Genomic DNA, 11,958 nt, shown 5'->3' with positions numbered 1-11,958 from the left:
GTATTCTTTTTTCAAATTGGTATCAGTTTCTAAATTCTGCTGTTTTCAATCAACAACAATTAAGATCGCCATGACATTACCAACTACAAATCTCGGTAAAACAGGATTGACTGTTTCGCGCCTTACTCTTGGTACCATGACCTTTGGATTGCAAACTGACGAAGAAACTTCTAGGGTCATCCTCGACACAGCCGCCGATGCTGGTATTAATTTTTTGGATACAGCGGATGTTTATCCCCTTGGTGGTGGAATTGCTACTGCGGGACGTACCGAAGAAATTATTGGGCGCTGGCTCAAAGGCAAACGCGAACATTTCATCCTAGCGACTAAAGCTGTGGGCAAGGTTGGTCCTGCGCCTTGGGATCAAGGTGCTTCGCGCAAACATCTTTTAGATGCGATTGATGCTTCCCTCAAACGACTGCAAACCGATTATGTGGATCTGTATCAATTGCACTCTGATGATGCATCAACCCCCTTGGATGAGACTCTAGAGGCTTTGGATACTATAGTTCGGTCTGGTAAAGCACGTTATATTGGGGTTTCTAACTTCTTAGCTTACCGACTCAGCCGCGCTTTAGGTCGTGCTGATGTTCGCAATCTCACTCGCTTCGTTTCGATTCAACCCCGTTACAATCTGTTGTTCCGCGAAATTGAGCGAGAACTGTTGCCCCTAGCACAAGAAGAAGAGCTTGGTGTAATTCCTTACAATCCCTTAGCCGGAGGTCTACTCACTGGTAAACACAATCTTGCTCAAGGTCCCACTGAGGGAACTCGTTTCACCTTAGGTGCGGCTGCTGAACGCTATCAAGAACGCTATTGGCACGATCGCGAGTTTAAGACTGTTGAGGAATTACGCACAGTAGCAGATTTGGCTGGATTGTCACTGACTACCCTAGCAGTGGCTTGGGTTCTGGCTAATCCGATTATTACTGCTCCCATAATTGGTGCTAGCCGTCCGGAACAGCTTGCTGACAGTCTCAAAGCAGTGGAAGTCAAACTTGATGACAGTTTAAAACAAAAGCTAGACGACATAACCGCTGAATATCGTAGGGGAGATGCTGTGCGCTAAGATTCCTAACTCAGCGATTTTATAGAGCGATATGCTAAAAATTAGCCAAGCAAAATTGCATGATGCTGAAAACATTAAAGCTTTTTACAATCGGTGTGGTTATGGAGGCGATCTCAGTGAGGAAGCCTTAATATTCATTGCTCAATGGGAGGAGAGAATTGTTGGTGCAGTACGTTTGTGTCCAAATATTAAGTTCTTTGTGCTTCGGGGTATGCAGGTATTAGCTCCGTTTCAGCGTCAGGGTGTTGGCACGCAGCTACTTCAAGTCTGTACCGAGCAACTCGCCGAGCGAGTTTGTTACTGTATTCCGTGGCAGCATTTGAAATCGTTCTATCAACAAGTAGGGTTTCAAGAAGTTTCACCGATTGAGGTTCCAGACTTATTGCGTAAGCGATTTAGTAACTACATTTTCAGAGGAATGAATGTTATTCTAATGCGTCGGTTACCAATCGAACAACAAGCCCATCGTATTGAGTGATTCAATCAATGGTGAAATCAGTTCTTTTCGATTTAGATGGAACATTGCTGGATCGCGATACCTCGATTCAGGAATTTATCACAGCACAGTACGATAGGTTGATTGCCCACTTAAATCACATTCCTAAAGCGACTTACATCACTCGCTTCCTCGAGCTAGATTGCCACGGTTATATTTGGAAAGATAGGGTTTATCAAGATTTGGTCTCAGAATTTGCAATTATGGGGATCGGTTGGCAAGAATTACTTGAAGACTACGAAACCCAGTTTCAGTTTCATTGCGTTTCATTTCATTTCCTTAAGGAGACGCTGAGTGGGTTGAAACAGCACGGCTATTTGTTAGGGATCGTCACTAATGGATTGGGGCATTTTCAAGCTCGTGCGATTGATGGATTGGGAATTCGAGACTACTTTGATGTCATCTTGATTTCGGAAGTCGAAGGAGTCAGAAAACCCCAACCTGAAATTTTTCGGAGAGCCACAAATCGATTAGGAGTGACAGCCCAGGATAGCGTTTTTATTGGAGATCATCCTGAAGCGGACATCATCGGGGCAAAGAATGCTGGGATGATGGCGATTTGGAAACGGAGTCCACACTGGATGGAGGCAAAAGAAGCAGATGCAATTATCAATGAACTGAATGAAATTCCCTATATTCTTCAAGTCAATCGTAGATGAAAAGTATCAATCTTGAAATGGATGCGATCGCCCCAAAAAAATCTGAATGCTTGGGATCTAGCTCGATCGATATTGTGTCAAGTTGAAGGATACTTCTCAAAGAATGGAACGTATTAGCAAACTCACTGAAATCAGTGAAATACTAGCAGATTGTAATGATGATGTTAGGGAGAAACTGAAGTGATACGACGCGATGGCCGTTTTTTTATCAAAAGACCACGTTCACCTCAACCGTTCCAACGTGCTGCCGGTGCGCCACCTCTGCCATCAACACCCTTCAGGTTCATTTGCTATTTTGTTAACCAGTTCCGTTGGTGGTATGTGGCAATGGTAATTTTGGAGGTGATACACGCGACTTGTGGTATCATGCTACCTTATGCCATTGGCGAGATTATCCGAAGCGTAACGCGATCTACGGGCGACACCAGACCCATTTTTGATGCAGTGAGACAACCTCTGATATTGTTCACCGCTTTGAGTATAGGTGAAGTGGTATTCGGGCGATCGGCTGGTCTTGTGCAGACTCTCCTCCACCCGATCCACCGACAGCAAATCGTCCGCTCCCTATATGCATACTTGCAGCAACATTCGCATCGCTATCTGAGCAGTAGTTTTGCTGGGGCATTGGCACATCGTATTAGCGAAACCTCTCTGGGTGTGACGCAAACGATGCAAATGATGATTACTGAATTCATGCCAGTCATCATTGTATATACTGTCTCAGTAATATTACTCTATCGCGCCTATCCTCCTCTTGCTGCACTTGTGGGGATATGGGCAGTTCTTTTCATCAGCATTTCGTTTTGGTTAGCAACTCGTTGCCGAATTCACTCTCGAAGAGCTGCCGCTGCAAGAAGTGACACAACTGGCATTATCGTAGATTCTGTAACAAATCTCACAAGTAGCCGCCTGTTTGCTCGTTTGGGTTTTGAACGACGCTATTTGAATGAGCGATTAAAGTACGAACTCAAAGAGGTAAGAAAGTCAAACTGGTACTCGGAGCGAATCCGCTGGTTTCAGTTTATTTCAGCAGCTATTCTAAAAATCGGCACTCTGTATTACTCGCTCTACCTCTGGAGTCAAGGCAAAATTGCTGCTGCTGACTTCGTAGTAGCCACTAGTTTGTCGCTGTTGATCATCAGTGAAGCTCGTAATTTAAGTAAACGATTTCTAGAATTCTTTGAACATATTGGTAATATTGCTAATGGTGTCTGCACTATTGTTCAACCTCACGAGTTGGTCGATCGCGAGAACGCCATTGCCCATTCAATTACTCAGGGACGTATTGAATTTCGGCGAGTCAATTTTAACTATTCAACTGAGAAAAAAGTATTCCACAACCTTTCTGTGATCGTTGAACCCGGTCAACGTGTGGGACTAGTGGGCTACTCAGGCTCTGGTAAATCTACTTTTGTCAATTTGATTTTGCGGTTGTTCGACCCCCAATCCGGACAAATTCTCATAGATGGAGTCGATATTCGAGATATGACTCAGGATGCCCTCCACTCGCAGATCAGCTTAATTCCTCAAGATCCATCTCTGTTTCATCGCACGTTACTAGAAAATATTCGTTATGGGCGACTCGAAGCAAGAGATGAAGAAGTTTTTGAAGCAGCATCTAAGGCTTATGCTCACGATTTTATCGTGCCAATGGCAGAGGGTTATTATTCTATGGTGGGAGAACGCGGTGTTAAACTATCAGGAGGACAGAGACAGCGTATTGCGATCGCTCGGGTCATTCTCAAAGATGCACCAATCCTGATTTTAGATGAAGCCACCTCTAGCCTCGACTCGATTACCGAAAAAGCAATCCAAGATACCCTAGATTCAGTGATGCACAATAAAACAACCATTGTAGTGGCTCATCGCTTGTCTACTATCGCCCATCTAGACCGCATTTTGGTGTTCGATGCCGGTCGCATTGTCGAAGATGGTACCCACGCCGAACTTTTGGCACGCGGCGGTGCTTACTATAGGTTATGGAAAATGCAAGCAGGTGGATTTCTTCCTGTAAAAGCAGTTTAACAGTTAGTCAAATAATTAGATATACTTAAACAAGGAATTTCTACGGATGAAAATAAGTAAACTGTAGGAAACTTTAGAAGAGGTATAAACATGAAAACAGAACACGAAAGACAAGAAATAATAAAAGCTATCAACATACTGCTAAATCAAGCTTACGATAGTACTTTAGATGAAATTTACGCATTCCTACAAAAAATCGAAGCAGAAGAGGAGGAGAACGATTTAAGAGCCTATAATGCTGTTAAAAGTGATATAGAAAATAATAGTCTTATCGCATGGGATGAAATTAAAAAGGAAATTGCTGCTGAAAGAAAAAAGGACGTAGCGTGATTTACGAAATTAAATTCACAAAAGCTGCGCGAAAAATGTTTAGAAAACTATCTCAAGAATTGCAAGATCGCATACAAATCAAAATAGATGACTTAGCAATAGAACCACGTCCTAACGGAGTTAAAAAGTTACAAGGTAAAGAAAATTCTTATCGAATTAGAGTAGGTGACTATCGCATTATATACGATATTTTTGATAATGTTCTATTGATAAGCATTGTGGAAATCGGACATCGTAGCCAGGTATATAAAGACAACACTTAACAATCAAGAAAGCTTTGATGGGCAATGCCCACCTGATTCTATCAAAGTAATCGTTTATACTAAAAAGTTATAAGGGTTCAGCCTCGCATCTATAATCCAGTTCCTTTGCTAATTTGTTGCTGGGCAGACTGCCGAAGCTACATCTATCCGCTTGGGAATTACTTTTTGTTCCACCATCCAATCAGCAACTTCTTGAATATCAGCAATGACTTTCGATTCTAAAGGCAGTACTTTTTCAGGAGGTCGGTTGGCAACCACTCGTTTGATGACAGCCGGAGATAGCCCCATGGCTTTTTCTAAAATGGTGGCAGATTGTTGGGGATTTTCCGTTGCCCAATCTCCTTCTTTTTTGAAGATATCTAAAATAGCTTTCACGGCTTGAGGATGTTCGGCTAATACCGGGCGACGAACTACATAAACTCCATAGCTGGGAGCAGGATTGTTCTGTAGAATTCGACGTGCTCCATACTTTTCTTCCGCCGTTGAAAGTCCTGGGTCCCAAATTGACCAAGCATCTACATGTCCTTGCAGCAAAGCAGGTAGAGCATCAGTTGGCCCCAGATAAACTCGCTCAACTTTGTTTTCTGATATCTTTGCCTGCTTCAATGCTTGCAGAAGTAGAAGTTCACCGCCACCTCCCTTATTCACTGCAACTTTTTTACCTATTAGATCGGTAACCTGGCGAACAGGAGAATTTTTGGGCACAATAATGGTTTGTGACTTGACATCTGGAGGACGATATGCAAGCAAGCAAATATCTGCACCACCTGCCAATCCTGTAATTACCGGGATACTTCCGCCAGAAGCAATATCTGTACTCCGTGCGTTTAATGTTTCTAAAAGTGGCGCAAAATTAGGGAAAGGACCTACCCAACCGATCTGAATATTTTGAGAAGCTAGTTCTTTTTCTAACGTACCGCGTTCTCTAACAATGGGGAGCAATGCCCACTTGACGTAAGCAATCTTGATAGTGGTTTGATTTCCATTTTTGGCAGACTGATTGACTAGTGCAGTTTGAGGTTGATTTCCAGCAGATGCAGTAGTGGATTGATTATTGTTACCTGTATCGCATGCCGTTGCCAGAAAGCCCGAACCAAAGACAACGGTAAAAAATAAAACAAGTTTTTTCCAAGAAGAAACACGGCAACGTAAAGAAGGGGGGACGCGGAGAATCCTTTCCCCGCCCTCTGGTGTTCCCTTATCACGTTCATTAGTCATTTTCCTACCTCAGCTAATGGTCTCACGATTGGCAATAGTGTTTCACCCACATCTGTCGATCGCAGGTGGTCTCGCCAATAAATGGTGTAATAGCAGGTAAAATCTTGCACTCATCGGGAAATGCTAGCGCATCGGCAAAAAACACCATATCGAACTTGCCACGCTCCAGAGTTTGGGCAATTGTTTGATAAAATTCTGGTCCCAAAAAACCCAGTTCGGTCTGGGGATGTCGCCATATACCGTGGCTGAGAACTACATGGGACGAGTGCATAAAGCCGACAAGGTGCATTTGTTTCATAATGTGTCTCACGCGCATCCTGATACGTCAAGTAACTATGCAGTTAGATGTTGTGCCCTTAGAAAAATCCTCTCTGTGGCAGTGGCGTGCCGTTGATTTCGTAGTCTCCGATCGCACGAGCTTTAAAATGAGAAGGGTTGTGCGATGCTAGAGTACGTGCGTTTCGCCAATGGCGATCGAAGTTGTAGCTTTGTTTTGTTGTTGAAGCTCCACCCACTTCAAATAACAGGGTGGCTGAGCGTAGCGATAGATCGTCAACAATCAATTTGGCTTTAGCTGCACTGAGAGAAGCTGCTAGTGCCACTGCTGTCTCAAATTCCTCTCCCTCGGAACGAGCACCGTCTAGGCGATCGAGAGCATCGGCTGCTTGTAGCACGATCGCTTCGGCTGCAAAGGCGTTGGCTGCAATTTGACCGACAGTCTGCTGCAAGAGTGGATCGTCAACTGCTTGCTCGGCTACAGCATGGTAGAAAGTCCGAGGTCGGGTATGGACGAGCTTTTTTGCATCCTCCAAAACACTGCGAATAATGCCAGCGTTAATTGCTGTCAGAAACAATTGTGGGACAATGTTGTAAGGTGAGTTATCTTTGTCTGTATCTGTCTCAAAAAATACTTCATCTGCTTCCACGCGAACATTGGTGAATGTCGTAGTCCCCGTACCCGTTAGCCTTTGTCCGAAGCCGTCCCAATCATCCACAAGCTCAATTCCTTCGCGTTTGGTAGGCAGAAGTGCGATCGCTATGGTATCGTCAGGTGCTAGTACTCGCACGAAAATTAAGTCTGCATAAAGGCTACCAGTACTGTAATACTTCGTCCCGTTTAGACGATAACCGTCGTTATCGGGTGTTAATTTCGTATTCGCCACCGCGCCACCGCCAGCTCGTTTAACTTCTAGTTCGGTTGAAGCAAGTCCAATAATCGCCCCATCAACAACCGCCTTCAGCCATCGACGATTCCTCTCACTGCGCTCGGAACGCAAAATACGCTCCGTCACGGAGAAATGATTCCGCACAATGTGAGCAACGTTTGGGTCAGCTTCTCCCAATCGAATGACGACTTCAAACAGTTCCCGTGCTGAGCTACCGCCACCACCTTCGGAAACAGGAATTCGCAATGCACCCAGCCGCGAACGACGAATCAGTTCGACAACATCGAAAGGAAGGATGCGATTGCGATCGCGATCGGCAGCCCCCAAAGCGATAAAGTCGAAAAGCTGCTGGAGTTCCGGCGAGTTTGCTGTCAGAGGAGTCGAAAACTGAATTGTGGTATTTGAAACTTTTTCTAGACTCTTAATCATTGTTTCTATCTCCAATATGTAAAGTTTGCAACTTGTGAAGCAGTCCGATTTCGGTGCTTTTCTCAAATACGATCTAGGCTGGAACAGCTTGACGGTTTTCACGAGCATATCGGCTCTGCGGGCGTTCCAACCCATAATGCTCCCGCAGGGTGCGCCCTTTATACTCAGTGCGGAAAATACCCCGGCGGCGCAGTTCCGGTACTACAAAATCGACGAATACTTCTAGCCCTGAAGCGATTGCGTCTGGCACCACATTGAAGCCACCAACTGCACCTGACAAGAACCATTCTTCAATGGAATCTGCCACCTGTTCTGGAGTGCCAACGACAATGCGATGCATTGTACCACCACCGCCTAGAGCTTTAATCAACTCGCGCACGGTGAGATTGCCACGCCTAGCAACGTCAACTGCAACTTTGAACATAGTTTGATTGCTATTCACAGGTAGTGGCAAATTTTCAGGCAAACGCTCGTCTAACTTTAAAACCTCTGGCTCGACTTGAAGTATATTAGCTAACCTACCCAGACCGTATTCTATCGGTACTAATTCCCAAAGTTCTTGTTCGCGGCGCTTTGCTTCAGCTTCCGTGCTACCAATGACGGTGACAAGACCGGGTAAGATAACAATGGCATCTGGCGATCGCCCAAATTTGCGGGCACGGTTGCGTAAATCATTACTATAGGCAACTGCCTGTGGTAACGATTGAGCTGCAGTAAAAACGACTTCGGCATATTTCGCTGCCAAGTCTCGACCATCATCCGAACCACCCGCTTGAACCAAAACTGGCCGACCCTGTGGCGATCGCGGTACATTCAACGGCCCTTGTACTGAAAAATACTTACCTTTATGATTGATTGGATGGACGCGAGAGGGATCGATAAAGCGTGCAGATGCCTTATCACCTATAAATGCGTCATCCTCCCAACTATCCCAGAGGGCTTGTACAACCTCGGTAAATTCTCCTGCTCTCTCGTAGCGCGTATCATGGGAAATGACATCAGTCTGACCGAAGTTATATGCGGCTTCAGGGTTGGCTGTTGTAACAACATTCCAGCCGACACGCCCACCACTTACACGATCTAACGTCGCAAAGCGACGGGCAATATTGTAGGGTTCATTGTATGTAGTCGATGCGGTGGCGATTAAACCGATGCGCTCGGTAGCAGATGCCACTGCTGCTAGAGCGATGGTTGGTTCTAGCGATTGAAATGGACGGTACTCAGAATATTCGCCAAGGGCAGGATGATCGGCTAAAAAAATCGCATCGAAAGTGCCGCGCTCGCACAGCTGTGCTGTACGCACATAATATTGAATGTCTGCAAAAGCTCCGGGATCGCTATCAGGCCATCGCCAAGCCGAGCTGTAGTTACCAGCATTATTAAACAGCAGATTCAGGTGTAGTTGGTGACGATCTGTCATTGTCTTGATTCCTTTGAGATAGTCGGAACGACTAAAAAACTACCTGCTAAGCTATAGGAGAAAATATTCCATACCGTAAATACCGATCGGTAATTTCAGGCTGATAATGTCGTTGCCGAATTGAACTTTCGGCTGTGATGTACATTCACATTGATTTTTTTAGGAATTTCTCCCGCTTGAAACAACCTATCAGCAAGACCTTGCTGACGTTTGACAATATCATCATCAATTGGAATGAATGCTGCAAAATCTTGTGCTGCGAAATATTTTGCTAATTTAAGCTTCTGCTTCCGTTTTTCAACGTAAATCTTCTCGACGACATCGAGATTTTTGGCATACCAGTCATAGTGTTTGCGGACTCGCTCGAAGAAATCAGCCAGCGCCTTGCTTTTATCTGGATCGCGAATGACATCGCTACGGGCTGTGAAAGCACCAGCAGCAAGCATTCCTAAATCCTCTGCATGAAGCAAAATACGGGCTTCACCACTGTCTAGAGCTTCCTTAATCGTGCCAATACTTCCCGAAAACACGTCAGCACGCCCTGCTTTGAATGCAGCACCAGCCGCAGATCCGTCAACAAGTTCTATGTAATTGATATCGGTGACCTTTAGCCCCGCTTTAATACGCGACAAGACATACATGAAATAATTGATACCACCAAAATTCGAGACCCATTTCTTGCCTCGCAAATCTGCTAGTGTCTTAATATTGGCACTGTTGCGTACAGCCGTGATGGTTGCTCGGTATTCCGGACCGGGATTCTTCCTGTAAGCCACGTTTTGAAGGGGAGCGGTTTCCTCCGTCCATTCAATTTTTGCACGCCCTTGCTCTACAATCAGTGAAGTATCACCCACCAAACCAACATCAATGGCTTTAGAATAGAGTGCAGCCAACTGAGCGGCAGGACCGGGAATAACTGCCCATTGCAGATCGAAGGTTAATCCCTCCAACACCCCAGATGCGGCTACAGTTTCTTGTAAGGCATTATCCTGTTGTCCGACAATTAGTTTGACTCGACCTGAGTTGGAACTTACAGAACTTGCTATGGATGAATTGACACGGTTATCGCTCTGGCGGAGGTCGCGGCAGCTAACGATCGCTCCCGCAGTGATTGCGCCAAGGGATAAAAAAACTTCTCGTCGGCTAAATCTCACGATCGGATCTCCAGTTTGATATGACTGCGTTTTGGATCGGTTCAGTGGGTGGTTTGGCGTGGTTTGGAGCAACGCCAAGTTCTGCAAGCAGACGGACGCGGAGCGCTGCAAAGGCGGGATCTGCGCGATCGCGAGGTTTGTCCGTGTCAATTGTTAGATCGAGATTAACAGACCCATTTGCCAGTACCAGAATGCGATCCGCCAGCAGAATTGCTTCATCAACATCATGGGTGACAAGAACAACAGCAGGATGGTGGCGTTCCCAGAGTTGGGCCACGAGTTCGTACATTTTGATGCGGGTTAGAGCATCGAGGCTAGCAAATGGCTCATCGAGAAGCAACAAACTCGGCTGTCTTACCAAAGCTCGGGCAAGAGCCACCCGTTGAGCTTCTCCACCAGAGAGGGTTTTGGGCCATGCATCAGCATGGTTGCGAAGACCTACTTCTTCCAAAGCTTGCAGTGCATCCCGCCGTGCAGCACGTCCTTGGCTTCCCAGGACTACGTTTTCCCAGACTCGCTTGGCAAGAACCAACCGAGGTTCTTGGAAAACAACTGAGCGGTTTGCGGCTACTCGCACCGAGCCGCTATCGGTGCGATCGAGACCGGATAGCAGACGCAGCAATGTAGTTTTACCAGTACCAGAGGGACCAAGCACTGCCACAAATTCTGCTTGATGAATTGTCAGATTGATGCCATTGAGGACAGCCCGCTTGCCAAAGACACGACGAACGTCGGTAAGTTCAACGGCATGTAAGGTGCTAATCTTAGCTGGTGCGTGCGTGTAATTAGTTAAGGACAATGTTTGGCCTCCAAGGTAGTGCAAGCCGCTCGAGCAGACGCATCACGATATCATTGGCGATCCCAAGTGCTGCATAAACAATGATGCCAGCAATTATGATGTCGGAGCGTTGGTTTGCATTGGCATTGTTGAGGATATAGCCGATACCCGATCGCGCATTGATTTGCTCGGCTACAACCAGCGCCAGTAAGGATGTTCCCGCAGAAAAGCGTAAACCGACCAGAATAGAAGGTAATGCGGTTGGGAGGATGACATACCGCACTGCCTGCCGGCGAGAGAGCCCAAAGACGGTGGCAGCTTCTAAGAGTTTGGGATCGACACCCCGAACACCGGCGTAAGTATTTAAGTAGATAGGAAAGATAGTGGCAACAGTAATGACAATAATTTTAGCTGTCTCGTCAATGCCAAACCAAGTGATGAAGAGCGGCACGAGGGCGATAAATGGGATCGTCCGCAACATCTGAAGTGGCGCATCGAAAATTTCTTCCCCAACACGCCACAAACCAGCGAACAATCCGAGCACCAGACCAATGCTTCCACCGATCGCCAGCCCTGTCAGAGAACGAGATAACGAAGTCGGTAGTGCATCTTGTAGCTCGCCGAGCCCGATCAACTCTCCAAAAGCCGCTAAAATATCTGTCGGCGACGGGAGGATCTCAGATGGAATGATGCCAAACATAGAGACTGTCTGCCAAAGAATGGTAATCAATACTGGGCTTGCCACTCTCAGCAGTCGCCCACGCCATAAATCCCATACTTCACGCCAAGGCGATCGCTTTATTCTGGCACTGAGATCGACGAGGACTAGAGATTGACTGGATAATTCTGCCTGCGGTTGAACCTTACTGGAATTGAAAGCACTCACGGTAAGAATCCGAATTCTGTATTATGGTGACTTAAGATAATGTGATAATAATTTAATTTCCCAGA

General features: G+C 45.9%; 13 protein-coding genes. 6 read left to right on the top strand and 7 right to left on the bottom strand.

The features are described 5' to 3' along the window. Positions 1-70 precede the first annotated feature (70 nt). From HC643_RS31910 to HC643_RS31885, 6 genes are all read left to right on the top strand, one after another. Positions 71-1,069, top strand: a complete 999-nt coding sequence (locus HC643_RS31910) for an aldo/keto reductase (RefSeq protein WP_038074326.1) — start codon at positions 71-73, stop codon at positions 1,067-1,069. A 31-nt stretch (positions 1,070-1,100) separates the two neighbouring features. Continuing rightward, positions 1,101-1,547 (top strand): GNAT family N-acetyltransferase, encoded by a 447-nt coding sequence (locus HC643_RS31905; protein ID WP_038074329.1) that lies wholly within the window; start codon positions 1,101-1,103, stop codon positions 1,545-1,547. An 8-nt stretch (positions 1,548-1,555) separates the two neighbouring features. Further along, on the top strand, positions 1,556-2,224 hold the full coding sequence (locus tag HC643_RS31900) for an HAD family hydrolase (protein ID WP_038074332.1): 669 nt from the start codon (positions 1,556-1,558) through the stop codon (positions 2,222-2,224). A gap of 180 nt (positions 2,225-2,404) precedes the next feature. Continuing rightward, the gene (locus HC643_RS31895; RefSeq protein WP_237265987.1) at positions 2,405-4,249 is read left to right on the top strand and encodes an ABC transporter ATP-binding protein; all 1,845 of its coding nucleotides are present in this window, start codon (positions 2,405-2,407) and stop codon (positions 4,247-4,249) included. Between the two features lie 90 nt (positions 4,250-4,339). Next, positions 4,340-4,579 carry a hypothetical protein gene (locus HC643_RS31890; protein WP_038074335.1) on the top strand — a complete coding sequence of 80 codons (240 nt, stop codon included), beginning with the start codon at positions 4,340-4,342 and terminating at the stop codon, positions 4,577-4,579. Then, a complete protein-coding gene (locus HC643_RS31885) occupies positions 4,576-4,842 on the top strand; it encodes a type II toxin-antitoxin system RelE family toxin (RefSeq protein WP_038074337.1) in 267 nt (88 codons plus the stop codon). The genes HC643_RS31890 and HC643_RS31885 overlap by 4 nt, the downstream gene beginning before the upstream one ends. A gap of 108 nt (positions 4,843-4,950) precedes the next feature. On the opposite strand, the gene HC643_RS31880 is transcribed toward HC643_RS31885, so the two are convergent. The 7 genes from HC643_RS31880 to HC643_RS31850 form a co-directional block, all read right to left on the bottom strand. Then, positions 4,951-6,060, bottom strand: coding sequence for an aliphatic sulfonate ABC transporter substrate-binding protein (locus tag HC643_RS31880; RefSeq protein WP_050046620.1), 1,110 nt, complete (start codon positions 6,058-6,060; stop codon positions 4,951-4,953). A gap of 22 nt (positions 6,061-6,082) precedes the next feature. Beyond that, on the bottom strand, positions 6,083-6,358 hold the full coding sequence (locus HC643_RS31875; protein WP_202048675.1) for a hypothetical protein: 276 nt from the start codon (positions 6,356-6,358) through the stop codon (positions 6,083-6,085). 58 nt (positions 6,359-6,416) lie between these two features. After that, the gene (locus HC643_RS31870; protein ID WP_038074343.1) at positions 6,417-7,655 is read right to left on the bottom strand and encodes an acyl-CoA dehydrogenase family protein; all 1,239 of its coding nucleotides are present in this window, start codon (positions 7,653-7,655) and stop codon (positions 6,417-6,419) included. A 73-nt stretch (positions 7,656-7,728) separates the two neighbouring features. Further along, a complete protein-coding gene (locus HC643_RS31865) occupies positions 7,729-9,075 on the bottom strand; it encodes an LLM class flavin-dependent oxidoreductase (RefSeq protein WP_038074347.1) in 1,347 nt (448 codons plus the stop codon). Between the two features lie 95 nt (positions 9,076-9,170). After that, on the bottom strand, positions 9,171-10,229 hold the full coding sequence (locus HC643_RS31860; protein ID WP_050046622.1) for a type 2 periplasmic-binding domain-containing protein: 1,059 nt from the start codon (positions 10,227-10,229) through the stop codon (positions 9,171-9,173). After that, positions 10,219-11,028 carry an ABC transporter ATP-binding protein gene (locus tag HC643_RS31855; RefSeq protein WP_050046623.1) on the bottom strand — a complete coding sequence of 270 codons (810 nt, stop codon included), beginning with the start codon at positions 11,026-11,028 and terminating at the stop codon, positions 10,219-10,221. The genes HC643_RS31860 and HC643_RS31855 overlap by 11 nt, the downstream gene beginning before the upstream one ends. Further along, entirely contained in the window at positions 11,015-11,707 is a 693-nt protein-coding gene (locus tag HC643_RS31850) for an ABC transporter permease (RefSeq protein WP_082051928.1), read from the bottom strand. The genes HC643_RS31855 and HC643_RS31850 overlap by 14 nt, the downstream gene beginning before the upstream one ends. Between the last annotated feature and the right edge of the window lie 251 nt (positions 11,708-11,958).

The sequence above is a fragment of the Tolypothrix bouteillei VB521301 genome (assembly GCF_000760695.4).
In the GTDB taxonomy this organism is placed as follows: domain Bacteria; phylum Cyanobacteriota; class Cyanobacteriia; order Cyanobacteriales; family Nostocaceae; genus Scytonema; species Scytonema bouteillei_A.
This window is presented reverse-complemented; position numbering and strand designations above follow the sequence as displayed.

Coding starts and splice junctions, on each gene's coding strand:
- HC643_RS31910 (WP_038074326.1), top strand. CDS start 71: ATGACATTACCAACTACAAATCTCGGTAAAACAGGATTGACTGTTTCG.
- HC643_RS31905 (WP_038074329.1), top strand. CDS start 1,101: ATGCTAAAAATTAGCCAAGCAAAATTGCATGATGCTGAAAACATTAAA.
- HC643_RS31900 (WP_038074332.1), top strand. CDS start 1,556: ATGGTGAAATCAGTTCTTTTCGATTTAGATGGAACATTGCTGGATCGC.
- HC643_RS31890 (WP_038074335.1), top strand. CDS start 4,340: ATGAAAACAGAACACGAAAGACAAGAAATAATAAAAGCTATCAACATA.
- HC643_RS31880 (WP_050046620.1), bottom strand. CDS start 6,060: ATGACTAATGAACGTGATAAGGGAACACCAGAGGGCGGGGAAAGGATT.
- HC643_RS31875 (WP_202048675.1), bottom strand. CDS start 6,358: ATGAAACAAATGCACCTTGTCGGCTTTATGCACTCGTCCCATGTAGTT.
- HC643_RS31870 (WP_038074343.1), bottom strand. CDS start 7,655: ATGATTAAGAGTCTAGAAAAAGTTTCAAATACCACAATTCAGTTTTCG.
- HC643_RS31865 (WP_038074347.1), bottom strand. CDS start 9,075: ATGACAGATCGTCACCAACTACACCTGAATCTGCTGTTTAATAATGCT.
- HC643_RS31850 (WP_082051928.1), bottom strand. CDS start 11,707: ATGTTTGGCATCATTCCATCTGAGATCCTCCCGTCGCCGACAGATATT.